The organism is Microbacterium wangyouchuni (assembly GCF_054072595.1).
The window spans coordinates 68,804-94,000 of sequence record NZ_JBSVRM010000007.1; the positions used below are offsets into that span (position 1 = coordinate 68,804).

Annotated in this window: 21 protein-coding genes; 7 read left to right on the top strand and 14 right to left on the bottom strand. The window is 65.7% G+C overall.

All coding sequences use genetic code 11. The annotated features are described in order from the left end of the window. The first annotated feature begins 120 nt into the window (after window positions 1-120). Window positions 121-369, top strand: coding sequence for a phosphoribosylformylglycinamidine synthase subunit PurS (gene purS / locus ACW5CM_RS13015; protein ID WP_438253062.1), 249 nt, complete (start codon window positions 121-123; stop codon window positions 367-369). Beyond that, the gene (gene purQ / locus ACW5CM_RS13020) at window positions 366-1,073 is read left to right on the top strand and encodes a phosphoribosylformylglycinamidine synthase subunit PurQ (protein WP_438252736.1); all 708 of its coding nucleotides are present in this window, start codon (window positions 366-368) and stop codon (window positions 1,071-1,073) included. Before purS ends, purQ begins: the two co-directional genes overlap by 4 nt. A gap of 140 nt (window positions 1,074-1,213) precedes the next feature. Here purQ and ACW5CM_RS13025 read toward each other — a convergent pair whose 3' ends face one another. Further along, on the bottom strand, window positions 1,214-1,642 hold the full coding sequence (locus ACW5CM_RS13025; RefSeq protein ID WP_438252735.1) for a DUF1761 domain-containing protein: 429 nt from the start codon (window positions 1,640-1,642) through the stop codon (window positions 1,214-1,216). A gap of 106 nt (window positions 1,643-1,748) precedes the next feature. Here ACW5CM_RS13025 and ACW5CM_RS13030 point away from each other — a divergent pair, with 106 nt between their 5' ends. The 3 genes from ACW5CM_RS13030 (at window position 1,749) to ACW5CM_RS13040 (ending at window position 5,517) form a co-directional block, all read left to right on the top strand. Then, window positions 1,749-2,675: a 2-hydroxyacid dehydrogenase gene (locus ACW5CM_RS13030; protein ID WP_457125239.1), complete on the top strand. Its 927-nt coding sequence runs from the start codon at window positions 1,749-1,751 to the stop codon at window positions 2,673-2,675. Between the two features lie 163 nt (window positions 2,676-2,838). Beyond that, window positions 2,839-4,497 (top strand): glycoside hydrolase family 13 protein, encoded by a 1,659-nt coding sequence (locus tag ACW5CM_RS13035; RefSeq protein WP_457125240.1) that lies wholly within the window; start codon window positions 2,839-2,841, stop codon window positions 4,495-4,497. A gap of 9 nt (window positions 4,498-4,506) precedes the next feature. Continuing rightward, window positions 4,507-5,517 (top strand): LacI family DNA-binding transcriptional regulator, encoded by a 1,011-nt coding sequence (locus tag ACW5CM_RS13040; protein ID WP_457125241.1) that lies wholly within the window; start codon window positions 4,507-4,509, stop codon window positions 5,515-5,517. A 22-nt stretch (window positions 5,518-5,539) separates the two neighbouring features. Here the strand turns inward: ACW5CM_RS13040 and ACW5CM_RS13045 are convergent, their stop codons facing one another. After that, window positions 5,540-7,039, bottom strand: coding sequence for a SulP family inorganic anion transporter (locus ACW5CM_RS13045; protein WP_457125242.1), 1,500 nt, complete (start codon window positions 7,037-7,039; stop codon window positions 5,540-5,542). 130 nt (window positions 7,040-7,169) lie between these two features. Here ACW5CM_RS13045 and ACW5CM_RS13050 point away from each other — a divergent pair, with 130 nt between their 5' ends. Then, on the top strand, window positions 7,170-8,384 hold the full coding sequence (locus tag ACW5CM_RS13050) for an amidohydrolase (RefSeq protein ID WP_457125243.1): 1,215 nt from the start codon (window positions 7,170-7,172) through the stop codon (window positions 8,382-8,384). Here the strand turns inward: ACW5CM_RS13050 and ACW5CM_RS13055 are convergent. The 11 genes from ACW5CM_RS13055 to ACW5CM_RS13105 all read right to left on the bottom strand — a co-directional run bounded on the left by ACW5CM_RS13055 (window position 8,381) and on the right by ACW5CM_RS13105 (window position 22,898). After that, window positions 8,381-9,076: a GTP pyrophosphokinase gene (locus ACW5CM_RS13055; protein WP_438252729.1), complete on the bottom strand. Its 696-nt coding sequence runs from the start codon at window positions 9,074-9,076 to the stop codon at window positions 8,381-8,383. The genes ACW5CM_RS13050 and ACW5CM_RS13055 overlap by 4 nt on opposite strands. Window positions 9,077-9,226: 150 nt before the next feature. Further along, complete coding sequence (locus tag ACW5CM_RS13060; RefSeq protein WP_438252728.1) at window positions 9,227-10,615, bottom strand: tripartite tricarboxylate transporter permease; 1,389 nt, start codon at window positions 10,613-10,615, stop codon at window positions 9,227-9,229. Further along, window positions 10,615-11,049, bottom strand: coding sequence for a hypothetical protein (locus ACW5CM_RS13065; protein ID WP_438252727.1), 435 nt, complete (start codon window positions 11,047-11,049; stop codon window positions 10,615-10,617). The genes ACW5CM_RS13060 and ACW5CM_RS13065 overlap by 1 nt, the downstream gene beginning before the upstream one ends. Before the next feature lie 13 nt (window positions 11,050-11,062). After that, on the bottom strand, window positions 11,063-12,004 hold the full coding sequence (locus ACW5CM_RS13070) for a hydroxymethylglutaryl-CoA lyase (RefSeq protein WP_457125244.1): 942 nt from the start codon (window positions 12,002-12,004) through the stop codon (window positions 11,063-11,065). Next, window positions 12,001-13,263 carry a hydroxymethylglutaryl-CoA reductase, degradative gene (locus tag ACW5CM_RS13075; protein WP_457125245.1) on the bottom strand — a complete coding sequence of 421 codons (1,263 nt, stop codon included), beginning with the start codon at window positions 13,261-13,263 and terminating at the stop codon, window positions 12,001-12,003. Before ACW5CM_RS13075 ends, ACW5CM_RS13070 begins: the two co-directional genes overlap by 4 nt. Before the next feature lie 92 nt (window positions 13,264-13,355). Next, window positions 13,356-15,182 (bottom strand): helix-turn-helix domain-containing protein, encoded by a 1,827-nt coding sequence (locus tag ACW5CM_RS13080; protein ID WP_457125246.1) that lies wholly within the window; start codon window positions 15,180-15,182, stop codon window positions 13,356-13,358. Between the two features lie 99 nt (window positions 15,183-15,281). Then, the gene (gene putP / locus ACW5CM_RS13085) at window positions 15,282-16,814 is read right to left on the bottom strand and encodes a sodium/proline symporter PutP (protein ID WP_457125247.1); all 1,533 of its coding nucleotides are present in this window, start codon (window positions 16,812-16,814) and stop codon (window positions 15,282-15,284) included. 146 nt (window positions 16,815-16,960) lie between these two features. Then, a complete protein-coding gene (locus tag ACW5CM_RS13090; RefSeq protein ID WP_438252722.1) occupies window positions 16,961-17,875 on the bottom strand; it encodes a sugar ABC transporter permease in 915 nt (304 codons plus the stop codon). Then, a complete protein-coding gene (locus ACW5CM_RS13095) occupies window positions 17,875-19,494 on the bottom strand; it encodes an ABC transporter permease subunit (protein WP_438252721.1) in 1,620 nt (539 codons plus the stop codon). Before ACW5CM_RS13095 ends, ACW5CM_RS13090 begins: the two co-directional genes overlap by 1 nt. 65 nt (window positions 19,495-19,559) lie before the next feature. Continuing rightward, the gene (locus tag ACW5CM_RS13100; protein ID WP_457125248.1) at window positions 19,560-20,786 is read right to left on the bottom strand and encodes a sugar ABC transporter substrate-binding protein; all 1,227 of its coding nucleotides are present in this window, start codon (window positions 20,784-20,786) and stop codon (window positions 19,560-19,562) included. 105 nt (window positions 20,787-20,891) lie between these two features. Continuing rightward, window positions 20,892-22,898: a beta-galactosidase gene (locus ACW5CM_RS13105; protein WP_457125249.1), complete on the bottom strand. Its 2,007-nt coding sequence runs from the start codon at window positions 22,896-22,898 to the stop codon at window positions 20,892-20,894. A gap of 214 nt (window positions 22,899-23,112) precedes the next feature. Between ACW5CM_RS13105 and ACW5CM_RS13110 the strand changes: the two genes are divergently transcribed. Next, window positions 23,113-24,120, top strand: coding sequence for a LacI family DNA-binding transcriptional regulator (locus ACW5CM_RS13110; protein WP_457125250.1), 1,008 nt, complete (start codon window positions 23,113-23,115; stop codon window positions 24,118-24,120). 15 nt (window positions 24,121-24,135) lie between these two features. Here ACW5CM_RS13110 and ACW5CM_RS13115 read toward each other — a convergent pair whose 3' ends face one another. Continuing rightward, window positions 24,136-25,191: a DUF998 domain-containing protein gene (locus ACW5CM_RS13115; RefSeq protein ID WP_457125251.1), complete on the bottom strand. Its 1,056-nt coding sequence runs from the start codon at window positions 25,189-25,191 to the stop codon at window positions 24,136-24,138. Between the last annotated feature and the right edge of the window lie 6 nt (window positions 25,192-25,197).

Genomic DNA, 25,197 nt, shown 5'->3' on the forward strand with positions numbered 1-25,197 from the left:
AACGACCGACGCGTCGATTCTATTCCGACGCATGCAATCACTTCCCTGGGAGCACAGAGCGGATGCTACGAGGACACTAGACTGGGCATGCCCGCCTTCCCGCGACATCCGGAGCCGTTCATGCCCACCATCGTCGTCGACGTCATGCCCAAGTCCGAACTGCTCGACCCGCAGGGAAAGGCCGTCTCGGGTGCGTTTGCACGCCTGGGCGTCACCGCTTTCAGCGACGTGCGCATCGGCAAGCGCTTCGAACTCACCGTCGACGGTGAGGTCACCGACGCCGTGCTCGCCGAGGCCGCGAAGATCGCAGCAGACGTGCTCTCCAACTCGGTAATCGAGGACGTCGTCGGTATCGAGGTCGTCGAGTGACCGTCCGCATCGGGGTCATCACCTGGCCCGGGTCACTGGATGACCGCGACGCCCAGCGCGCCGTACGCCTCGCCGGCGCCGAGCCCGTTGCGCTCTGGCACGGTTCACACGATCTCGAAGGCGTCGACGCTCTCGTCCTGCCCGGCGGTTTCAGCTACGGCGACTACCTGCGCTCCGGCGCCATCGCCGCGCTGTCGCCGATCATGGCCGAGGTGAAGGATGCCGCAGCGAAGGGCATGCCCGTGCTCGGAATCTGCAACGGATTCCAGATGCTCGTCGAGGCGCACCTGCTGCCCGGCGGCCTCATCCGTAATGAGCACCAGAGCTTCGTGCGCCGCGATCAGAAGCTCATCGTCGAAGACACCGGCTCCGCCTGGACGAACGAGTTCACGCAGGGCCAGGAGATCATCATCCCGCTGAAGAACGGCGAGGGCGGCTACATCGCCAACGACGAGACGCTCGACCGACTGGAGGGCGAGGGCCTGGTGGCCTTCCGCTACGCGGGGGTCAACCCGAACGGCTCGCTGCGCGATATCGCCGGCGTGCGCAACGAGGCGGGCAACGTTGTCGGCCTCATGCCGCACCCCGAGCACGCCACCGAGGCGGGCTTCGGCCCGAACACGGCTCAGGCCATGCGCTCGGGCATCGACGGTCTGGCGTTCTTCACGAGCGCCATCGCCGCCGTCAGCCGCGTAGCCGCGTAGCCGCGTAGCCTTTCCCTGCCGGGGGCGGATGCCGCGGCATCCATCTGTTACATCCGTCGGAGACTGTTACATCCGTCGGACCTTTTTCCACAAAGAGTCCGACAGGTGCAACACCCTCCTACAGACGTAACGCGCCAGAACTAGCCGAGAACCGGCGGCCAGACTCCGATGATCACGGCCATGATCACCACGGTGACCAGTTCGTGCGCGATGTTCAGCGTCGTCAGCTGAGTGGGGCGACCTTCGAAGGCGTCGTGCGTGATGAAACGGGCGGCAGTGAACCCCGCCCACAGCAGGATGGCCGTGACGACGGCCGCGCTGAAGAATGACCCCTCGTAGAAGTGCCAGGCGATGGCGGATGCTCCGGCAAGAACCCATGCCGTCATGAAGCTCACGAGAACTGTGGTGATGATCGGCCACAGGGCGCTCTTGGCAGAGCCTTCGATGTCGACATTCGCCAGCCGCGCCCAGCGGGTGCCGAACACCTTCGGGGTGTACCAGATCGACCCGACGATCATGCTCGAGAGCATGGCCAGCAGCACCGCCCAGTAGTTGATCTCCGGAATCATGACTCCTCCTTGAGAATCTGCGCGACCGAGCGTCGCCGTTGTGGCCGAGGCTACTCCCCTGCCCGGTCACGATCGATAGGCCCTCCGCGGTCGATAGGCTCAGAGTGTGAATCTCTTCGTCACCGTCCCCACCGCCCGCCTGGCCGAGAACATCGGCACGCTGCCCGAGGGCGTGGAGCTCGAGGTCTGGGATATGCGCTCCCCAGCGCCGCGCGAGCGCATCGATCTGGCGGTTTCTCCGTACATGGGTAGCTCGAAGGTACTCGGCAACCTCGAGGGCCTCGACATCGGACTCGTGCAGAGCCAGTCGATCGGATACGACGGGGTCGCCGATGTCCTGCCTGCGGGGATGCCTTTCGCCAACGCCGCAAGCGTGCACGAGGCATCCACCGCTGAGCTCGCACTCGCCCTCACGCTGGCCGCGCAGCGGCAGTTCCCCCGGTTCGTGCTCGCGCAGCAGCAGGGCGAGTGGTCACCGGTATTCGCGGAGAGCCTGGCCGACCGCAAGGTACTGCTGGTCGGATTCGGCGGCGTCGGCGAAGCCATCGCGCTGCGTTTGGAGCCGTTCGAGGTTGAGTTGACGGTAGTCGCGCGCACCGCCCGACCGGTGTGGCACGAGCGCCTGGGCCGCGTGCAGGTGCATGCGATCGATGAGCTCGAGACGCTGGTCGCCGATGCGGAGATCGTCATTTTGACCCTCCCCGGAGGCGCGGCAACGCATCATCTGTTCGACGAGCGGATGCTCGCACGCATGCCCGACGGCGCGCTTCTGGTCAACGTCGGCCGCGGCACCCTCATCGACACCGATGCACTGGTGCGCGAGGGCGGCCGCATCCGTGCAGCCCTCGACGTCATCGATCCGGAGCCAATCCCAGCGGAGCATCCGCTCTGGAAGACCGACGGCGTCCTCATCTCACCGCACGTGGGCGGAGCATCCACTGCCATGAATCCGCGCATCGCGCGTTTGATCCGCAAGCAGGTCGAGCGGATGCTGCGCGGCGAGGCCCCGGTGAACGTCGTGATCAGCGGCTGACACCGGCACGGATGCAGGTCCGTTTCCCGGATGCAGAGGCATTTCACGGCGTGTCGCCCTGCGCCCGTACGATCGCCCTGCAAGTGTGCCGGAGGGCAGGAGCACCGAACCGATTCGATCGGCGCTCTAGCGCATCTGTAAGCGCTTGCAGTAGGCTCGTCGCATGACAGAGCTTGAGCAGTCCGCGGCGCCCGGTTCCGAGTGGTGGCGCAGCGCCGTTATCTATCAGATCTATCCCCGGTCATTCGCTGACGCGTCCGGCGACGGAATCGGCGACCTTCCCGGCATCACCGGCCGGCTGGACTCGTTGCAGGAACTCGGCATCGACGCCATCTGGCTGAGCCCGTTCATGACGAGTCCGCAGAAGGATGCCGGTTACGACGTCACCGACTACCGCGACGTCGACCCACTCTTCGGCACCCTCGCCGACTTCGACGCGATGCTCGCCGCAGCTCACGCCCGCGGCATCCGAGTCATCGTCGACCTGGTCCCGAATCACTCCTCCGACCAGCACGTCTGGTTCCAGGCGGCTTTGAAGGCAGCCCCCGGCAGCCCCGAGCGCGCGCGGTATGTCTTCCGCGACGGCAAGGGCGAGAACGGCGAACTGCCCCCGAACAACTGGGAGAGCGTCTTCGGCGGCGGCATGTGGGAGCGTGTCACCGAGGCCGACGGCACGCCCGGCCAGTGGTACCTGCACATCTTCGATGCGACCCAGCCCGACTTCGACTGGACCAACGAAGAGGTGCGCGAAGAGTTCCGTGGCGTGCTGCGCTTCTGGCTCGACCGCGGTGTCGACGGCTTCCGCGTTGATGTCGCCCATGGAATGATCAAGGCCGACGGCCTGCCTGACTACACGCCTCCGGCCGACGCCGGCTCGATGGGCGGCGTGGACGACGTCCCCTACTGGGGTCAGGACGGTGTGCACGACATCTACCGCGACTGGCACAAGGTGCTCGCCGAGTACGACGGCGATCGCGCCCTGTGCGGCGAGGCTTGGCTGCCCACGCTCGAGCAGACCGCCCTCTGGGTGCGGCCGGACGAGATGCACCAGACCTTCAACTTCCCGTACATGATGACCGAGTGGGATGCCGAGCGCATCCGCGGCGTCATCAGAGAGTCGCTCGAGCAGTTCGGTGACGTCGGGGCGCCCAGCACCTGGGTGCTGTCCAACCACGACGTGATTCGCCACGCTTCGCGTCTGGCACTGACCGCCGACAGCCCGCAGGGCGACGGCATCGGCCCGCTCTCCGCCGGCAAGCCTGACCAGGCGACCGGCCTTGCCCGTGCGCGTGCCGCGACCACCGTCATGCTCGCCCTGCCGGGTTCGTCCTACCTCTACCAGGGCGAAGAGCTGGGTCTTCCCGAGGCGATGGAGATCCCGGACGAGTTCCGACAGGACCCGACCTGGTTCCGCACGAACGGCGAGCGCTATGGCCGTGACGGCTGCCGCGTGCCGATCCCGTGGGAAGCGGATGCCCCGGCCTTCGGCTTCAACGAGACCGGTGGCTCCTGGCTGCCGCAGCCGGACGAGTGGGCCCGTTTCGCCCGCGACGTCGAGGAGGCGGATGCCGGATCCACCCTCAACCTGTACAAGCAGCTGCTGCGCCTGCGCCGCGAAAGCGCGCTCGGTACCGGCTCGATGGTGTGGGAAGACCTCGGAGCGGATGCTGTCGCATTCCGCCGCGGCGACCTGCATGTGGTGGCGAACCTCGGTTCCGCTCCGCTCGAGCTCGGCGAAGGCGTGACCTTCGTCGCGCAGAGCCAGGCGTTCGAGGGGACCGCGGTGCCCACCGACACCGCAGCCTGGTACCGGAAGGCCTGACCGCCGCACATGGTCGGCATCGATGAGGTCGCGCAACTCGCCGGAGTATCAACGGCGACGGTTTCGCGCGCCCTCAGCGGTCGCGGCTATGTGTCGGCGGCATCCCGCGAGAGAGTCCACGTGGCGGCGCAGAAGCTCGGCTACGTGGTCTCCTCGCGGGCATCCAGTCTCGCGTCGGGGCGCACGCGCAACATCGGCGTGGTCGTCCCGTTCCTGGACCGCTGGTTCTTCAGCACGGTCCTGTCGGGGGTATCCAGCGCGTTGATGCGGCAGGGCTACGACATCACGCTCTACAACATCACCGCAGACAGGGATGTTCGTCGGAGCGTTTTCGAAACCGCCCTGAGACGTCAACGTGTGGATGCTGTGATCGCCGTGTCGATCGAGCTGAACGACGAAGAGACCGACCGGATGCTCGCACTCGGGTTGCCGATCATCGCCATCGGCGGCCCCAATCCGAAGCTCGACACGCTCAGCGTGGACGACCTCGCGGTTGCACAGCTTGCGACCGAGCATCTGCTGAGCCTCGGGCACACCGCGATCGCGCACATCGGGGCGAACCCGGAGTTCGACATTGACTTCCACATTCCGACCAACCGTCGGCTCGGTTTCGAGAAAGCGCTGGCGGATGCCGGAGTCACTCTGAAACCAGAGTTCCTGGAGCCGGCGGACTTCACCGTGGACGGCGGCTACCGTGCCTGCAAGCAGTTGCTCGGGCGTCCGGGTCCGCGCCCGACCGCGGTGTTCGCTGCATCCGACGAGATGGCCATCGGCGCCCTTCTGGCAGCCCGTGATCTCGGGTTCCGCGTACCGGAAGACCTCTCGATCATCGGCATCGATGGTCATGAGCTCGGTGCGTTCTTCGGTCTGACAACGGTCGATCAGTTCCCGCTCGGCCAGGGTGAGCGGGCGGCCGACGCCGTGCTCACGAAGCTGGCGGCGGATGCGGCGGCTCCCGCCCAAGAGCACGAGGAACTGCCGTTCGAGCTCATCGTGCGCGGGACGACCGCGCGGGCCTGAAGCGGCACGGTCCTGGACGCGGCTACGCCGCCGGGAACCCACCGCTCAACCGGCTGTGGAAGACTCCGGTCGCATCGTTCATACCGACGAGCTCGACCTGCTTGTCGAGTCGGGCGTACTTCGTCACGATGGCATCCAGAGCCGCGACCGTCGAAGCATCCCAGATGTGAGAGCGCGACATGTCGATGATGATGCGGCCCGGGTCATCGGTGTACTCGAACTGGGTGGTCAGGTCGTTGCTCGATGCGAAGAACAGCGCCCCGTCGACCACGTAGTGTGCGCGGTCTTCGTCAATCGTGCGGGTGACCGAGACGACGTGCGCGACGCGGCGGACGAACAGCACAGAGGCGACGATGACCCCGGCGACGACGCCGATGGCGAGGTTCTCGGTCAGCACGACCATCACGACGGTCGAGACCATCACGATTGTCTCGCTCTTGGGCATGCGCTTCAGTGTCGAGGGGCGGATGCTGTGCCAGTCGAAGGTCGCAACGCACACCATGATCATCACGGCGACCAGGGCCGCCATCGGGATGATCGCGACGATGTCACCGAGGGTGACGACCAGGACGAGCAGGAACACGCCCGCGCAGAACGTCGATATCCGCGTCCTGGCACCGGACACCTTCACGTTGATCATCGTCTGCCCGATCATCGCGCAGCCACCCATGCCGCCCAGGAAACCGGACAGCATGTTCGCCACGCCCTGCCCCCATGCCTCGCGCGTCTTCCGCGAGTGCGTATCGGTGATCTCATCGACGAGCTTCGCGGTCATGAGCGATTCCAGAAGCCCGACCAGCGCCATTCCCAGCGAGAACGGGGCGATGATCGCGAACGTCTCCCAGGTGAGCGGAACATTTGGGAGGAACAGCTCGGGAAGGCTCCGCGGCAATTCGCCCTCGTCGCCGACGGTGGGAACATCCAGCGCGAACACGACGACGACCGCGGTGATCAGAACGATCGACACCAGCGGACCCGGGATGACCTTGGTGATGCGCGGCATGAGGACCATGATCGCGATTCCTGCCGCGACGAGCGGATACACCAGCCATGGCACATCGATCAGGTGCGGAAGCTGCGCAATGAAGACGAGGATCGCGAGTGCGTTGACGAATCCGACCATGACGCTGCGCGGGATGAAGCGCATGAGCTTGGCGACGCCGAGTACCGCGAGCAGCACCTGGAAGATGCCCGCGAGGATGACGGTCGCGATGAAGTAGTCCATCCCGTGCTCGCGCATCACCGGGGCGATGACCAGAGCGACGGCGCCGGTGGCAGCGCTGATCATGGCCGGGCGTCCGCCGACGAACGCGATTGACACGGCCATCACGAACGCCGAGAACAGGCCGACCTTCGGGTCGACTCCGGCGATGATCGAGAACGCGATCGCTTCGGGGATGAGAGCAAGTCCCACAACGAGTCCGGCGAGCACTTCCCGGGTCAGCAGTCGCGGGCTCTTCAGCGCGTCGAGCACAGACGGATTCGCACGGTAACGGGCACGGTCGTCAGCGGTTGTGGTCATGAAGACTCCAGGGGTGATTGCCCGGAAGGGGGCGGCTTCCACCCTAGCTCGGAGCCCTAGCCTGCTGCCCTCGCCCGAGGCGGGCTCAGGACACCGTGAACTGCGCGAGGAGCGCCGATAAGCTCAGCCCATGAGCATCGACCTCGAATCGCTGTACATCGACCTCCACCGGCATCCCGAACTGTCGTTCCAGGAAACGCGCACCGCCGGCATCGCCGCCGGCCACCTGCGCGATCTCGGGCTCGAAGTCGAAGAGGGCGTGGGCATTACCGGTGTTGTCGCGCTGCTGCGCAACGGCGACGGACCTGTCGTCTGGATGCGCGCCGATATGGATGCATTGCCCGTCCAAGAGCAGACCGGGCTGGCCTATGCCAGCACCGCGACCGGAATCGATCCAGCCGGAAACACGGTCCCCGTCATGCACGCGTGCGGCCACGACATGCATGTCACCGCGATGATCGGCGCCGTGGAGCAGCTGCTCGCAACTCGCGGCGAGTGGTCGGGAACCGTTGTCGTCGTCATGCAGCCCGCCGAGGAGTACGGCGCCGGTGCGCGGGCGATGCTGGATGCTGGCATCCTCGACCGCTACCCGAAGCCCGACATCGTGCTCGGCCAGCACGTCACTCCCCTCGCCGCCGGCATCATCGGCGTTCGCAGCGGCACGCAGATGGCAGCATCCGACGGCCTCACCGTGACGCTGCACGGCCGTGGCGGGCACGGATCCCGACCGCACACGACTGTCGACCCCGTGGTGATGGCTGCCGCCACCGTCATGCGACTGCAGACGATCGCCTCACGGGAAACCGACCCGCAGGATGTCGCGGTCGTTACGGTCGGCTCGATCCACGCCGGGCTGAAGAACAACATCATCCCCGCAGAGGCGACGCTCGAGCTCAGTCTGCGTTACCCGAACGACGAGGCACGCGCGCGTGTGCTCGCGAGCGTGGAGCGAATCGTCCGGGCCGAGGCCCTGGCATCCGGAGCCGAGCGCGAACCCGAGATCCGCACCGACCACGTCCTGCCGCCCACCATCAACGACGTGGATGCTGTGACGCGGGTCACGGCAGCGTTGAAGCGCACGCTCGGCGAAGCCGCCGTGATCGACCCGGGGATGATCACCGGCAGCGAGGACGTGTCGTGGTTCGCGCGCGATGCCGGCGCACCGCTGGTCTTCTGGTTCTGGGGCGGCATCGACCCCGCGACGTTCGCCGCGGCGGTCGCCAACGACTCGGTCGCCCAGACCATTCCCACCAACCACTCCCCGTTCTTCGCGCCGGAGATTCACCCGACGATCGAGATCGGCGTCACCGCGCTGGCCACCGCTGCCCGGGAATTCCTGGACTAAACCTGCACGGTTCTCGGCGGCGGCGCTGGCAATTCCCGCTGCTGCACGCCGTGCGCTTCGCGGTGTAGGCGCTCCATCTTCACATCGAGCTCGCTCGCGGCCTCGGCCGCATCGGTCAGGCTGTCGACGAGATGCGCAGGCACCTGCTTGGCGAACTTGTAATAGATCTTGTGTTCCAAGCTCGCCCAGAAGTCCATCGCGATCGTCCGGAACTGCACCTCGACCGGAACTAACAGCGGTCCGGTCGATAGGAACACGGGCACTTCGAGAATCGCGTGCAGACTCCGGTAGCCGTTCGCCTTCGGCTTGGCGATGTAGTCCTTCACGACACGAATGGTGATGTCATCCTGTGCAGCGAGCAGGTCGAACAGCCGGTACACGTCTGCGACGAAGCTGCAGGTCACGCGAACACCGGCGATATCGGTGATCTCTTCACGGATGCGGGCGAAGTCCGGGTCGTCGATTCCCCTGCGGGCGATCTTCTCGACAATGCTGTCGGGGCTCTTCAGCCGCGTCTTGACGTGCTCGATCGGGTTGTAGGCGTGATCGTGGGTGAACTCATCCTGCAGAATCGAGATCTTCGTCTCGACCTCGCGGATGCCGAACTCGTACTCCCGCAGGAACCGCTGAAACTCGTCACGGAGCTCCTTCACGTGGCCCAGGTCGGCCTCGGTCACATCGACGCTCGTCATAACCCCGACGTTACGCGTCCGCGTTCAGAACGCGCTGTGCGTTTCGCTCTCGGCGGATGCTGGAGCATCTAAGCCCGCGCCCGTAGAACTACACGCGAAGAAGCCGCCACCCCCTGCGGGTGACGGCTTCTTCGTCGAACGCTCCTGCGATCAGCCCGCGAGCAGCCCGGCGATCGCCGGCACGGTGAGCACGGCCACGTAGTAGCCCATGAATTGAACGCCGGTGTGCACCTGGAACAGCTTGTTCAGCAGCCCGCCGACAAGACCGATCGTGAGGGCCACCAGCAGCGCGATGATCCCGCCCTCGTAGAGGCAGATCACGGCGATGAGACCGGCGAATGCGCCGATGATGGCCTCATGCGAGACCTTCTTCATGATCCAGGACGCCGCGCGGTGGGCCTGCGTCATCGCGAACGGGTAGGTGATGATCATGGCGATCAGCACCGCGGCAAGCCCGAAGAAGAGGAACTCCCAGGCTCCGAGCATGTTGTGCAGGTTGTTCGTCTCGCCCGTCTCGGCATTGATCGTGTACACCGGCGGCGCGTTGAACAGCGGGTTCGCAGGACCTGCGGCCATCGGCGACAGCGGCAGGCCGATCGCGATCAGCGGGATCAGCGTCTCGGCGATGTAGGTGGATTCCGTCGTGCCGTTCTTCACCGCCATCATCGTCGTCAGACGGCGATATCCATTCTTGATGCGTCCACCGAATGCCTCACCCATCAGCACCGTCATCGCCACAGGCGAGATCACGAAGGTTGCGCTGGAGATCACCGCGGCCCCGGCTGTGCTGGCCAGCTGGCCGCGATCGAGCACGCGCATCGGGTTGGGCATCCGCCCCTTCCAGGTGCGCACATCCGGCGCGAGGTCGAATGAACGCGGTGCATCCCGCTTCATCAGCACGCGACCGGCCGGCGTCGAAGCCAGGACGAGGTCCGCGATGAGCGGGCCGATTGCGATGCCGAGGAAGAAGCTGATCGACAGGCTCTTGCCGAGAATTTCGGAGGAGAAGCCCTGCAGACCGACGACGATCAGCACGAACGGCACCAGCGCGATCAGCGCACCCCAGCGTCCCTTCGAGAGCACCGCGATGAGCACAGTCGCTGCCAAGAAGAGCCAGGGGGCCACCGAGCTGATCGCCGCGGAGAACGGCGTGAGGATCCAGGCGAAGAACACGGCCAAAGGAACGGCGATGATCGCGGCGACCACACCACCGGAGATGGCTTTGCGCAGAGCGATGTGCGGCACGCCCAGCTCCCTGAGCATCTGCGCATCGCGCAGCAGCGGGGCGGCGAGAGTGTCACCCGGTATGCCCAACAGGGTTGTGGGAATGGCGTGCGTGATGTGCTTGGCCGCGATAGCTGCCATGAAGAACGCGAAAACACCGGCGGGCGGAACGCCGAGCAGGATGACCAGAAGCGTCAGCGGGGCGATCGTCGCCGTCTCATCCGTTCCGGATACCAGGCCGATGAGCGCGAAGATGACGGTGCCGAGCACTGCCATGCCCAAGGCCCACAGGGTGGGTTCAAGGAAGGTTTCCATCACACCACCTCCCCGGCTGCGAGCTTGCGCTGGTTCTTCTCATGCTGGGCGCGCAGGTCGTCGTACAACCCGAGCTCCTTGACCTCGGCGAGTGTCGCTCTCGGGAGTTCGTCTGGGTCACCGAGAGGGCCGAGCTCGGCTTCGATGGAGTCCATCGCTGCTTCGCGAGATCCGGTGGGAGCCTCCCCGATGCTGACGATGCGCTTGGGCTTGAACAGGCGTGCCGCGATCACTGCTGCGAGCACGCAGGCGGCCAGCCCGGTCACCAGTGCGTAGGAGCCGCCGAGCGCATCTCCGCCCGTGAGCTCTGCGAAGCCCCACTCTGCGACGAGGAAGACCGGCACGGCGATGCCGACACCGAGTCCGATCGAGGCGAGAAGGTGCTTGCTATCGACGGTGTCGCCCCACACCTCCAGGAGTTGTCTTTCTGACAAGGGAATGTCCTCTCTATCGGGTCAGCGCCGCTGCGACTCGTGACGTAGTGGGCTTGGAGAGCACCTGGGAAAGCCAGGCGCTCGTCTCGGTAAGTGCATCAAGGTCGATGCCAGTGCGGATGCCGAGCCCGGTGAGCATCCATACAAGATCGTCGGTGGCGAGGTTGCCGGTGGCAGACTTCGCGAACGGGCATCCGCCCACGCCTCCTGCCGCGGCATCGAAGATGCGCACACCCTCTTCCAGACCCGCGTAGACGTTCGCGAGCGCCATGCCGTAGGTGTCGTGCATATGCAGTGCCAACGCCGAGGTCGGGATGCCATCGGCGACGAGCGCTCTGACGACACCGCGAACATGGCCGGGGGTCGCGACGCCGATGGTGTCGCCGAGCGAGAGGTCCGCGATGCCCCAGTCGCGCATGAGACGCGCGAGACGCACGACCTCTCCGACGGCGACCTCACCCTCCCACGGGTCTCCGAAAACCATCGACAAATAGCCGCGAACGCGTACTCCGTCGGCTGCAGCGCGTGTCACAACCTGCTCCACGGCCTGTTCCATCCGCTCTCTCGACGCGCCGAGGTTGGCCTCGGAGAACGACTCGGTGACGCTCAGGAACACGGCAATATCGTCCGCTCCCGCCTCACGCGCAAGGTCGTAACCCCGCACGTTCGGCACGAGAACAGGGGTGCGTGCCGCGAGATGCTTCGTGCGGGAGAAAACCTCACGGGAATCTGCCATCTGCGGCACCCGGTCGGCACGTACGAAGCTGCCGACCTCGATCACCGGAGCACCGGCCGCGGCCAGACGCTCGATGAGTTGGACCTTGGTATCGACGTCGACGAGCGTCTTCTCTGCTTGCAGCCCATCGCGAGGGGCCACTTCCCAGATCTCCACGTCGTCGGCAAGGCCCTGGTGCGGGGCAACGGTAGGGAGGCCGAGGCTGCGGGTGGTCGTCATCGCGCGGCTCGAAGTTCGGCGAGGATCTGCTCGGCGACATCGGCGCGTACCGCACCCCGCTCCACCAGTGCGGCGGCAACCCGGTCGACCTCATCGGCTCCGGCGCCAGCCGCGACGGCAACATTGCGGGCGTGCAGGCCCATGTGCCCGCGCTGGATCCCCTCGGCGGCCAAGGCACGGACGGCGGCGACGTTCTGCGCAAGTCCGATCGCGGCGACGATCTCGCCCAGCTCTCGCGCGGTAGTGACCTCGGTCATCGCCACTGCTGCGCGGGCTGCGGGGTGCGACTTGGTCGCTCCCCCGACGAGACCCACCGCCATCGGCAGTTCAATGGTCGCGGTGAGGTTGCCATCGGCATCCTGTTCGAAGCGCGACAGCGCACGGTACTGGCCGTCGCGTGCGGCGTAGGCATGTGCGCCGGCTTCCACTGCTCGGGTGTCGTTGCCCGTGGCGAGAACGACAGCGGAGATGCCGTTCATGATGCCCTTGTTATGGGTCGCGGCGCGATACGGGTCGTCATAGGCGAGGGCCGCGCCGGCGACCATGTTCGAGACAATCTCCGACCCGCCGACCTCATCGGGGTGGATGGTCAGGCGTGCGCGGGTGAGGCGCAGGTCCGCGAGGTTGGTGAGAATCCGCAGCAACGATCGCCCGCCGGCGATCTCTGCAAGCCTGGGCGCGATCGCCTCGGCCATCGTGTTCACGGCATTCGCGCCCATGGCGTCGCCGACGTTGACCACCAGGTGCACGATGAAGTGCTCGTCGAGCAGTCCGTGGATCGTGCGTACGAGCAGGTCGCGTGCGCCGCCGCCGACCGATACGAGCTTGGGATCCTGCTCGTCCGCCAGCGCGAGGATTTCGTCCTTCGCTTCGAGGATGCGTGCACGGGCGCCGTGTGGATCGGCGACATCGAGCAACTGGATCTGGGCCTGCATGAGGGGCTCGGTGGAGGTGGTGACGATGCCGCCGAACCGACGCGCCATGCGCGCGATGTTGGATGCGGCGGCCACGACCGAGGGTTCCTCCGTGGCCATCGGCACCAGGACCTCACGGCCGTTGACGATGACGTTCGTGGCCACACCGACCGGGATACTGATCTGCCCGATCACGTTCTCGACCATGCGGTCGGCCTGCTCGATGCTCAGCCCGTCTCCGGCCAGGGCGCTCAGATCGACGTCGCCGATCGCTTCCGTCACGGTCTTTCGTCGTTCCTCGACGGTCAGATTGCGTAGTCCGCTCAGGCGGGATGTCGTAGCCACGTCGTCGTCCTTTCATGTGGCGGTCGTTGCCACCCAACTTCGACATCTAATCAGCGGCCGCACCCCTCGACATAGATCCGATTCGGACACATTCAATCGATGTGCAATGTCTGTTCTGCAGCTCCTCTGGCTCGCTCCACCCGTACGGCGAGCTCCAGCCGGAAGCGCGCTTCCGGCTGGTTCAGCTCGTCGCCAAGCAGCAGCTGCATCCGGTGAATGCGCTGCTTCAGCGTGTTGAGGTGGATGTGCAGCGTGCGTGCGGTGGCAGCCAACGACCAGCGCTCGTCGAACAGTGCGGCGAGGGTGTCCACGAGGACACTGCCGTGTGTCTGATCCCAGCGCAGCACCGGCGAGAGCATGCTACCCACGAAGTTGGCCAGCGCGGCACCGTCACCCCCGAACAACAGCGCATACGGCGAGAGCGAGACCGCGTCGAGCACGCCGGAGCTGATGCCGAGACCTCGTGCGAGCGCCGCAACATGCCACGAGTTCGGCGCCTCTGCGGCTGCCGCATCGAGCGTGGTGGATCCGGTGGCGAGCGCGAACGGCGCCGCATCCGCACAGATCTCCTGCACGACGCGCGCGACGGCGACCGGTGACGACTGCGCGGGCTGCTCTCCGAGCGGCGCGAGAACCGTCACGCCATGCGGCGATGTCGCGACGAGCCAGTCGGTATGCGAGCGCAGCCGTGCGACCAGTCGCGTGCGATCTCCTGCGGCGCATGGCAGGACGATGGTGACCCACGGATCATGGATGGCATAGTTGCGGACGGCGGCACGACGAAGCCCCGACGCCCGGTTGGTCGGCCCCTCGAGCAGTTCGGTGGCGAGCTCGCCGCGCACACGCTCTTCTGCATCATCCAGGGCGTCGCGGCGCAGCCGGACGAGCGCAGCCATGAGGGCCGCGCGTTCGACCGTGCGCCGCTCGATCTGCGTCAGCATCCGCTCGCCGCCGGCCACCAGGAACGTGCTGGATCGCGTACCCGCTCCGAGTACCGCGGCCACCAGTTCGATCCGCGGATGGGCCACCACGACGCTGCGACCGCTCTGAGCGGCGTCGGTCGCGGCTCGTCGCACCACGGGGTCGGCGGGCAGGTCCTCATCACCCGCCAGCGTCACCTGCCGGCCAAGTGCCTCCGCGAGCGCATCGACGATCGCCTCGGCACCGTACCCATCGACGACCAGTCGGGTGAGTGCATCGTGCAGGCCCGCCGCCCACTCGACGTCCCGCTGGCGTGAGGCTGCCTCCGCCGTCGCCTCAGTCGCGTCGCGCAGCAGTTGCGCCTGGTGCAGCGCGAGGGCGGCGTGTCCGGCGAAGGCCGAGAGCAGCGCGACCTCGTCCGGACGGAAGGCATGGGGCACACGACTGGCAGCGAACAGCACCCCGAGAACCATGCCGTTGACGACCAGCGGCGCTCCGAGCAGCGAGCGCAACTGCTCCTCCCTCATGATCGCGTCGATCGTCGGATCGTGGGGCACGCTTGTGAGCGTGGAGTAGTCCTCTACCCACTGCGGATGCTGAGTGTGAACGGCGACGCTGGCGAGGCCGACACCGGCAGGCACGACCATGCCGAGGAACCGGGGAGAGATAGTCCCGGTCTCGGCACGGACATAGAGCTCGTCCTGGACAGGCTCGTAGACGGAGAGATAGGCGACGTCGACCTCCATGAGCTCGTGCGCGCGATCCACAATGCGCTGCAGCATGAGGTCAGGATCGGTCACCGAAAGCAGGTCGCGAGTCGACGACATTACCGCGCGCAGCTCGGCACCCCGCTGACGAAGTGTCGCCAGGCTGCGCCCCAGGTGCACCAGTGCATCCGCAGCATCCGCGTCGCCTTCCAGCGCGGTTCGCAGCGCATCGGAATCGACGGCTGCGCCGTCGGCCAGCGAGCGGATGATCGTGGCGAGGTCGGAGGACATGCTTTCATTCTCCCGCGCGGCAGGCGTGCCCCTCTGCACGCCGGGCGAGCGCCACGAGGGGGCGGATGCCGCAGCATCCGCCCCCTCGTCAGGCAAGCCCTACGGCGTCATGCGGTCGGTACGTGCTCCGCGCCCCACGCCGTTGACCGTCAGCAGCGTGCCGGTGTCAGTAAACTCCTGCAGGATCTCGTCCTGGCGCTCCGTCCCGTCCTTGTGGGTGATGAGGCTGACTACCACCGCGACGATCATCGCGCAGATGAAGCTGGGCAGCAGTTCGTACATCTCGGGCCACACGGCCTTCCAGATGAAGACGCCGGCGGCACCGACGAACATGCCAGCCAGGGCACCCCAGTTGGTGAGCTTGCGCCAGAACAGGCTGAGCAAGATCAGTGGGCCGAAGGCCGCACCGAAACCGGCCCATGCGAACGAGACCAGCCCGAGGATCGTATCGTTGGGAATGATCGCGAGCAGCGCGGCGATGATGCCGACGCCGAGCACAGTCAGTCGTCCGAGCATCACCAGCAGCTTGGGCGACGGCTCTTTCTTGACCACTTTGAAGAGGTCTTCCACGAGAGCCGACGAGGCGACGATCAGCTGGCTGGAGATCGTGCTCATGATCGCCGCGAGCACCGCCGCCAGCACGAGGCCGGCGACGAACGGGTGCAGCAGTGTCTGCGCCATCACCAGCACCACCGTCTCGGGGTTGCCGAGATCGATGCCCTGGTGTGCCATGTAGGCGATGCCGACGAAGCCAGAGAACACTGCGCCGATCAGCGAGATGATCATCCAGCTCATTCCGATGCGGCGGGCAGCCTTCGCCTCGCCGGGGTTGCGCAGCGCCATGAACCGCACGATGATGTGCGGCTGGCCGAAGTAGCCCAGTCCCCAAGCGAGCGACCCGATGATAGCCAAAACCGTTCCACCGGTCAGAGCAGTTCCACCGATGACCGAGATGTGGTTCGGGGCAAGGTCTTCGACGTACGTGGCCACCTCGCCGAAACCGCCGACGGCGATGATCGCAGCGACCGGGACGACAATCAGGGCGATCACCATCATCAGTCCTTGCACGACGTCCGTGAACGAAGCGCCGAGGAACCCGCCGAACAGCGTGTAGAGAAGAGTGACTCCGGCAACCAACACCATGCCGAGCAGGTAGTCGGAGTTGAACGAGCTCTCGAAGAAGAAACCGCCGGCCACCATGCCGGAAGAGATGTAGAGCGTGAAGAACACCAGGATCACGACACCGGCGAGGATGCGCAGCATCCGCGACGAGTCACGCAGCCGGTTCTCGAAGAAGCTCGGAATGGTGATCGAGTTGCGCGAAACCTGTGTGTACGCGCGAAGCCGCGGGGCGACCAGCAGCCAGTTCAGGTAGGCGCCGATCGTGAGACCGACGGCGATCCATGCCTCGATGAGTCCGGAGAGATAGATCGCGCCCGGAAGACCCATGACGAGCCAGCCGGACATATCGGATGCTCCGGCGCTCAGCGCAGCGACCCACGGCGGCAGATCCCTCCCCCCGAGCATGTAATCCTCGTGGTCCTTCGTCCGGCGAAATGCCAGATAACCGATGATGAGCATCGCGGCGAAGTAGAGCCCCAACGCGATGAAGATGAATACCTGATCGGACATCGTCGTCCCTCTTTCGTTGCAGATCGGTGCAGCGGTTCTGCCTCGATACTGACAGGGACGGATGCCGGGGGCCACCCCTATTCGACGATGGTGGACGATCACGGTCAGAGTTCTTCTGGCGCTGAGGAGGCGGACGGATGCCGGAGTCAGCCCTTGACGGCCCCCTGTGTGAGCCCACCGACGATGTATTTCTGAAGCGAGAAGAACAGCGCGAGAACGGGAATCGCCGCGACCACGACGCCGGCCGCGAACAAGCCCCAGCGCGAGGTCAGCTGATTCGATACCCACTGGTACATGCCGACGGCGAGAGTCCAGTTGTCTTCGGACGTCAGGATGATCTTCGACAGGATGAAGTCGCCGAAGCATGCCAGGAACGACAGCAGGGCGACGACCGCGAGGATCGGCACCACCAGCGGCATGATCAGCTTCCAGAAGATCTGGGCGTGGCTTGCGCCGTCGATCTTCGCGGATTCGTCGATCTCGATCGGGATGGTGTTGAAGAACCCGTACATGAGGAACGTGTTCGCCCCCAGCGCGCCGCCGAGGTACACGCAGATCAGCGCGATCTTCGAGTTGATGCCGAGTGCAGGCACGACTTCCCCGATCGTCAACAGCATCAGGAAGATGGCGATGAACGCCAGCGCCTGCGGGAACATCTGCACGACGAGCAGCGCTGTCAGGCTCACCCGGCGACCGGTGAAGCGGAACCGCGAGAAGGCGTAGGCGGCCGCGGCCCCCATGATTACCGATGCGACTGCTGTGATGATCCCGATCGTGAGGGTATTGCCGAACCACACCCAGTAGCTGGACTCGCTCAACGCGATGTAGTTCTTCAGATCAAAGACGGCGAACAGATCGTTGCTGGCCGCGAGGCTGCCCTTCGGGTTCAGCGACGCCGAGAGCACATATACGAGTGGGAACGCCGCGAAGAAGAGCACGACGGCCGCAAGGATGTACTTCCACCCGACCTCGGCCCACCACCGGCGGCGGCGGGCACCGGCGCGCGCCGTCACGGCATCCGCTGAGGAGTTCGTCACGACTGCTCTGGTCTGCGTGGACATCACTGGTACTCCTCGAGTTTGCGGGTCTGGCGAAAGCTCACCACGGAGATGATCCCGACCACGATGAAAGCGACGATGGAGAGGGCACTTGCGAGGCCGTAGTCCGAGGCGCCCCCGGAGACACCGGAGACGTCGTAGATCGCCGACACCAGGATGTCGGTTGATCCGAGTGCGTACGGTGCTCCCGGAATCCCCGGACCACCGTTGTTGAACGTGTAGATGACCGTGAAGTTGTTGAACGCGACCGCGAAGGAGGCGATCAGGAGCGGGGCGGTGGACACCAGCAGCAGCGGCAGCACGATCGAGCGGAACCGCTGCCATTTGTTCGCGCCGTCGATCTCGGCTGCCTCGAGCGTGTCGCCGGGCAGCGACTGCAGCGCGCCCGTGCACACCAGGAACCAGTACGGGTAGCTGAGCCAGACGTTGACGAAGATCACCGCGGCTCTGGTGAGCCAGGGGTCTCCCAGCCAGTTGATGTGACTGCCGAAGAAGAACATCTCGTTGATCACGCCGAACTCGGCATTGAACATACCGCGGAACAGCAAGGCGGCCATGAAGGCGGGGAACGCGTACGGCAGGATGAACAGCGCCCGCAGCATGCGGCGGCCCTTGACTCGCGGGTCGTTGTAAACCATGGCAAGCCCCAGCCCCACGGCGAAACTCAGTCCGACCGACAGGATGGCGAACGCGAACGTCCAGATCGTGACGCTGCCGAGCGTTCCGGCGAGCGCGGAGTCGGTGAACAGCTTCAGAAAGTTCGCGAAGCCGACGTTCACGTACCACCCGGTCGGCAGCGCCTTGCCGTCGGCCGAGACGAACGAGCCGTCGTCGGTCGCCGAGTAGATCGTGCTGCTGGTGGTGTCAGTGATCGTCTGTGTCTCGGCATCCCACACCAGAGTGGACTCGTAAACCGCCCCGGATGAGCCATCCCTGGTCCGGATCGACCCGTCGTTCGGGTCATCCGAGACGGCGACTCTCAAATCGCTGATCTGCCCCTGGAGTGCGGAATCGGTCAGTACGGTGGCTCGGGGGATGACCGTCCAGCCGGGCACTTCGTTGGGTGCGCCCGTGCCGCCCAGCGTGGCGCCGGATGCTTCGCTGAGAGGCTCGATCGCAGAGCCGACCAGCACGTCGCCCTCATCGTTCGCGATGGCGAAGCCGATCTCGTCAAGTCGTTGCACGACCGAGAGCGGGTAGGTCGGCGAGGCATCCACTCGGCGCTCACCCTGGATGAGCGCCGCCTCGACAGCCTGCTCCTGCGTGCCGATGTGGCCCGTGCCATAGTTCGTGAAGGCGATATATGCGGTGTAGCCGAAGATGAATACCTGGAACACGAGCAGGAATACCAATCCCGGCAGCAGGTACTTCATCGGCAGCGCGCGTCTGCCGAAGTACACGACATCGGCGATGACCACGAGCACCACGATCACGCCGAGCACGATCCATGATTCCGCACGCCAGGCCGAGATCGCCGTCAGGATGCCGAAGGCGTTCACCAGCGCCATCAGCACGAGCTTGATGATGAATCCCCAGCCGGGTCCGCGCCAGCGCTTGGCATGCGCCTCACTCCGCGGGGTGGGCGCGGCGTGAGCTGCTTCGGTCGGTGCCTCGATCGACATCCAGTACTCCTTCTGCGAGGTGTGCTGCAGGGTCGGGAGACGCGAGCGCCTCCCGACCCGACGGATCAACCGGCCAGAGTGGCCTCAAGGTCAGTGACCATGGTGTTCCACGTGCTGGCCGGGTCTGCACCGTTGATGATCTGCACCTGAGCAGCGTTCCACAGGTCCCAGACCGAGCCCATCTCGGGGATCGACGGCATCGGGACGCCGCCCTTTGCGGACTCAACGAAACCAGCGGTGATGGGGTCAGAGGAGACCTCGTCGGCCAACGTCGTCCACGCCGGGATGCGCGGGTCAGCCTCGTACAGCGCACGCTGGGCATCCTCGGTGCCGAGGTAGTTCACCAGGAACTCCTGTGCGAGCAGAGCGTTCTTGCTCGCACTTGAGAGGTAGAAGCCCTGCACACCGACGAACGGAGCAGCAGCGGAGCCACCGGCAGACGGGATCGGGTTTACCGTCACGTTCATGCCGTCAAAGACGCTCATCACCCACGGGCCCTGGATCGTGTACGGCGCCTTGCCGGACACGAACAGCTCGTTGTTGATGTCGTAGTCGACCGTGGTGGAGATGTAGCCGGTGCCGTTCGCACCGTTCGCGCCCAACCAGGTGGCGAAGGCCTCACCGGCAGCACCGCCCATGCCGACCTCGCTCGTGTACGAGCCGGAGTCGTCCTGCACGAACACCGGTGCGTCGAATGATGTCTGCAGACCGTACATCGTGTACCCATCGCCGGTCTCACCGGCGGTATTGATCACGAAGGGACGCTCGGCGCCGGAGTCGATGCCCTTCTGGATCATCTCGTCCCACGTCGCCGGTGCCGCATCGCCGACGAGATCGACGTTCTGAATGAGGGCGACGGTCTCGAGTGAGTAGGGCAGCGCATAGAGCTGGCCGTCGTAGGTCATGGCGTCGAGAGCGACCTGCTCGAACTCCTCGGCTGCATCACCGAGGTCGAGGGTGTCGACGACACCGGCCGCGACGAGCGCGCCCAGCCAGTCGTGTGCACCGACGGTGATGTCGGGGCCCTCACCGGTCGGCACCTGTGCGATGAAGTCATTGCGGAGATCTTCGAAGTTCTTCTGAACGAGCGTGATCTTCGCGCCGGTCTCCTCTTCGAACGACTCGGCTGCTGCCGTGAGTGCTGCTTCGCGCTCGGCGTCCGTCCAGATGACCAGTTCTGCGCCATCGCCAGCGGGGGCATCGTCGCCGCCTTCAGGAGCGCTCGAACCGCAGCCGGTCAGGGCGACGGCCGCTGCCAGCGCAAATGCGCTGATTCCGATGTGCTTACGCATTCGGGTTCCAATCTGCTGTGGTCGCCGACGCGCTTCGCAGAGCGAGCCGCATCGTCACGACCGGGTGTGTGCGGCGGACCGGATGGTCCGCCGCTATGGAGTTGTCTATTTGGTGGTGCGGATGACGGCGACGCCGCCTGCTGGAACGGTGAAGCTGCCCTGCACCTCGGTATCGCTGAGCAGTTCATGCCCGTCTGCTGCGAGCACGGCATCCTGCTCGTTGTGGTTCACGGCGATCCGATACGACGCGTCGGCGCCGTGACGCGTGATGACTTCGAGCCCCTCGGGCAGGCCTTCCGTCGATACGCCCGCATCGGCGTAAACCGCGTTCATGAGGGTCTTCAGGCTGTCAGCATCCAGTCGCGTGCTGACATACCAGGCGGTGCCGTCGCCGTGCGTGTTGCGGGTGATGGCGGGCTCGCCCGCCGCCGGGCCCTGGCTGTATCGGCCGAAGACATCCGCACCATGCAGGCGCAGCGCCTCTTGCCAGTGGTCGGCGCCCAGCAGCTCGCCTCCGCCCAGTGCAACACCGGCCGTGGCGCCGGCGCGCAGCGGAAGGTGCTCTTCGACATCGACGCCGAGAACATCGCGCAGCGGAGCGAGGAAGCCTCCGGGGTGGACGGCATCGTTCTCATCGACAACGGCCGAGAAATATGACACCAGCAGTGTTCCGCCGTCTGCGACGTAGCGAGTGAGGTTCTCAGCATCCGCCGCTGTCAGCATGTACTGCGCGGGGGCGACGACGAGCTTGTACTGCGAAAGATCCTGGCCCGGAAGCGCGAAGTCGACGGTGATGCCATCGCGCCACAGGCGCTCGTAGTACGCGCGGATGCGTTCCTGGTGTGAGATGTCATCGGTCGGCCGCCACTCCAGATCCTGCGCCCAGAACGACTCGAAATCCCAGAGAATTGCGACGTCGGCCTCGACGGTCGAGCCCTGCACCTCTTCGAGGCGCCCGAGGTCGCCACCGAGCTGCGCCACCTCGCGGAAGACCCGTGAGTTCGTTCCGGCGTGCGGCAGCATCGCCGAGTGGAACTTCTCTGCGCCTGAGCGACCGGCGCGCCACTGGAAGAACAGGATGGCGTCCGCACCGCGGCCGAAGTGCGTGAGTGAGTTGCGCGCCATCTCGCCCGGGCGCTTGGCGATGTTGCGCGGCTGCCAGTTCACGGCCGAGGTGGAGTGCTCCATCAGGATCCACGGCTTGCCGCCACCGACAGAGCGGCTGAGGTCGGCCGCTATGGACAGGCCGATGTGAGCGTCCTCGTCCGGCGCCCACAGGTAGTGATCGTCCGAGACGATGTCGACCTCACGGCCCCATGCCCACAGGTCGGTGGTCCAGCTCTGGTTCGCCATGAAGTTCGTAGTGATCGGCTGGTCAGCGTGCACGCGGATCGCGTCGCGCTCTGCGATGTAGCAGGCCCGCAACTGGTGATCGGTGAAACGCGCGAAATCCAGGCGCTGGGCGGGGTTCACGACACTGGGCGCGGCGGCGGGAGCGCCGATGTGCTCCCACGCGGTGTAGTGCTGACCCCAGAAAGCGGTGCCCCATGCCGAGTTGAGTCCGTCGAGGGTGGCGTACTTCTCCTGAAGCCATCCGCGGAATGCGTTGACCGACTGCGGGGAGTAGTCCTCGCCGACCGGAACACCGTATTCGTTGTGCACATGCCAGAGGACGACGGCTGGATGCTTCGCATACCGCGTAGCGAGCGCGTCAGCGTAGCGCACGATGGCTTCGCGATACGCGACGGAGGAGTGCGAGGCCATCCCCCGCGAGCCGAAGCCCATCGTTCGACCATCGCGGTCGATGACATGAGCATCGGGATGCTTCGCGAAGAACCAGGCTGGTGGGGAGGCGGTGGGAGTCCCGAGGTCGACGTGGACGCCGTTCTCATGCAGCAAATCGAGCAGCTCGTCCAGCCAGGAGAAATCGAACTCTCCCTCGGCCACCTCGACCAGTGCCCAGGAGAAGATCCCGACGCTGACCAGGTTGACACCCGCTTCACGCATGAGAACGACGTCTTCGCGCCAGGTCTCACGAGACCACTGCTCGGGGTTGTAGTCGCCGCCGTAGGCGATTCCCCGGAGTTCGGGCCAGGCGTGGGGGGTCGTCATCGTCGCTCCATTGAGTCGGTGTGCACAGGTGCATCCCCGTCAAAATTTTGACTGGGACCGGTCTCAGTCGAGATGAGTAAAAGACTGGGACCGGTCTCAGTTCTATCCCATACGGCAGAAGATCACCACCGGGGTGCAACCAACCGTTATCCAACTGAGACCGGTCCCAGTGTGGCGCCCAGTACACAGACGGAGAGTGAGTAGAGTCAGAGCGATGAGTGACGTAACGGCGAGGCGCAAGCCGACGATACGCGATGTGGCCGTGCGGGCAGGGGTCTCCCGCAGCACTGTTTCGCGCGTGATCAACGGCGGGCACTGGGTGTCTCCCGACGCGCGCGTCGCTGTCGAAGAGGCCATCGTCTCCACCGGGTATACCGCCAACCATCACGCTCGCAGCCTCGCCACCGGGCGGGCCGGGTCGATGGCGTTCCTGCTCACGGAGCCGCAGCAGCTGCTGTTCGACGACCCGACTTTCGCCCTGTTGCTGCGTGGAGCGGCCGAGGCGCTCGCGCAGCGCTCGATGACCCTCGTCCTCCTCGTCGCCGGCACCCCGGCCGAGCGCGAAAGCGTTGCTCATTTCATCAGCGCGGGGCACGTCGATGGCGTCCTGCTGATCTCTTCACACGAGTCGGAGCCACTGCTCGAGCAGTTGCTCGACGAGGGCATCCCGATCGTGAGCTGTGGTGTGCCGCTGGGTCACGAGACCGAGCTGTCGACGATCTCGGTCGAAGAGGTGGCGTCGGCCAGAACCATGGTCGCGTATCTCCGCGAGAAGAACTACGAGCGCATCGGCATGATCTCCGGCCCCGATGACACGCCGGGCGGGCGTTATCGGCTGGTGGGCTTCCGCGAGGAGCTCGGTGATCGGTTCGACGCGACCCTGGTGGAGACCGGCGATTACTCGTTCGAATCGGGCCAGACAGCGATGACCCGCCTCCTCGAACGAGGGGTGGATGCTGTGTTCGCCGCCAATGACAGGATGGCTGCCGGCGCGATCGCCGCTGTTCGACGCGCCGGGCTGCGCGTTCCCGAGGATGTCGCCGTTGCCGGTTTCGACGACTCGGGTCTTGCCGCGACGCACGAGCCGTCCATCACCACGATGCGCCAGCCCTGGGAGCAGATCAGCGCGCAGATGGTGCACGTGCTGCTCGACGTGATCGCCGGAGCACCGCCCCGGTCAGTGATCCTGGATACCGAACTTGTGGTGCGTGAAAGCGCCTGACCTTCAGCGCCGCCGTCAGGCGTGCAGTAGTGATCCGCGCGCCGAGGGGCGGCTCATCTCGGGAGTCAGCACCGCGAGGATGCGCACGAGAGTGGTCAGCCACAGCAGCCCGAGACCGATCACGATCGCCTCGAGCACCGTGAGCGAGTACAGCTTGAAGCCGTCCGCGAGGACGAACGCGACCACGAGCAGCAGCGCGATGCCGACCGTGACCACCAGCAGCGGACGCGGTGGCCCCGGCATCGCAACGGTCGTCGCGACTCCGGCTGCGACGAACAGCACGAGCGTCGAGGCGGCCGCGATGTTGTGCACCACGACGATCTGCTCGACCGGGAACAGGCCGACCCCGGCGAGCGCGACTCCGGTCCCCACCCACAGCAGTGACACAGCCGCAATGCGGCCGAACCAGGCGTCGCCGCGGATGCGGTGCAGATCACGTCCGATATACATGCCGACGGTCGCGGTCAGGATGCCGGCGACGACGAGCGTCCCGTTGAACGCCCAGGCCCCGTCGCCGATGCCGAGCTGTGAGAAGTTCAACTCCCACCAATGGGGATCAGCTGCGGTGAGCATGGCGAACAGCGTGCCGATGGCGAGATAGCTGAATAGCAGCGTGGCGAGGTCGGTGGTGCGCAGGCCAATGCCGGCGTCGAATGCGAGGCGACCGCCAATCGCGCTGGCCACCGCGATGACGAGGGCACCGCCGAATGCCGGAAGCTCCAGTCCCTGCAATCCGACGCCGAGCACTTCACTGGCCAGCAGCACGCCCAGTGCTGTGACCCCGGCGAAGGCCAGGGTGAGGGCAACGGCGGAGGATGCCGAGATGATGATCTGCCAGCGCGGCATCTCCTGGTTCTGACCGCGGCGATGCAGGAACGTCGAAACCACGAAGGCTGCGGCGGCGATGCCTCCCGCGACGAACGCGGCGGGTAGACCCACCGAACCGTCACCCGCGATCGGGCGTGGGCTTCCCCACAGCACGAGCGTTCCCAGCGCTGCCCCGATGACGAAGCAGATGAGGGTCGCCCAGATCGCACGGGTCTCCCGTGTCATCTCGGGTTCCTGCGCCATCTGCGG

Coding starts and splice junctions, on each gene's coding strand:
- purS (WP_438253062.1), top strand. CDS start 121: ATGCCCACCATCGTCGTCGACGTCATGCCCAAGTCCGAACTGCTCGAC.
- ACW5CM_RS13025 (WP_438252735.1), bottom strand. CDS start 1,642: ATGATTCCGGAGATCAACTACTGGGCGGTGCTGCTGGCCATGCTCTCG.
- ACW5CM_RS13035 (WP_457125240.1), top strand. CDS start 2,839: ATGACAGAGCTTGAGCAGTCCGCGGCGCCCGGTTCCGAGTGGTGGCGC.
- ACW5CM_RS13040 (WP_457125241.1), top strand. CDS start 4,507: ATGGTCGGCATCGATGAGGTCGCGCAACTCGCCGGAGTATCAACGGCG.
- ACW5CM_RS13045 (WP_457125242.1), bottom strand. CDS start 7,039: ATGACCACAACCGCTGACGACCGTGCCCGTTACCGTGCGAATCCGTCT.
- ACW5CM_RS13050 (WP_457125243.1), top strand. CDS start 7,170: ATGAGCATCGACCTCGAATCGCTGTACATCGACCTCCACCGGCATCCC.
- ACW5CM_RS13055 (WP_438252729.1), bottom strand. CDS start 9,076: ATGACGAGCGTCGATGTGACCGAGGCCGACCTGGGCCACGTGAAGGAG.
- ACW5CM_RS13060 (WP_438252728.1), bottom strand. CDS start 10,615: ATGGAAACCTTCCTTGAACCCACCCTGTGGGCCTTGGGCATGGCAGTG.
- ACW5CM_RS13070 (WP_457125244.1), bottom strand. CDS start 12,004: ATGACGACCACCCGCAGCCTCGGCCTCCCTACCGTTGCCCCGCACCAG.
- ACW5CM_RS13080 (WP_457125246.1), bottom strand. CDS start 15,182: ATGTCCTCCGACCTCGCCACGATCATCCGCTCGCTGGCCGACGGCGCA.
- putP (WP_457125247.1), bottom strand. CDS start 16,814: ATGTCCGATCAGGTATTCATCTTCATCGCGTTGGGGCTCTACTTCGCC.
- ACW5CM_RS13090 (WP_438252722.1), bottom strand. CDS start 17,875: ATGTCCACGCAGACCAGAGCAGTCGTGACGAACTCCTCAGCGGATGCC.
- ACW5CM_RS13095 (WP_438252721.1), bottom strand. CDS start 19,494: ATGTCGATCGAGGCACCGACCGAAGCAGCTCACGCCGCGCCCACCCCG.
- ACW5CM_RS13100 (WP_457125248.1), bottom strand. CDS start 20,786: ATGCGTAAGCACATCGGAATCAGCGCATTTGCGCTGGCAGCGGCCGTC.
- ACW5CM_RS13105 (WP_457125249.1), bottom strand. CDS start 22,898: ATGACGACCCCCCACGCCTGGCCCGAACTCCGGGGAATCGCCTACGGC.
- ACW5CM_RS13110 (WP_457125250.1), top strand. CDS start 23,113: ATGAGTGACGTAACGGCGAGGCGCAAGCCGACGATACGCGATGTGGCC.
- ACW5CM_RS13115 (WP_457125251.1), bottom strand. CDS start 25,191: ATGGCGCAGGAACCCGAGATGACACGGGAGACCCGTGCGATCTGGGCG.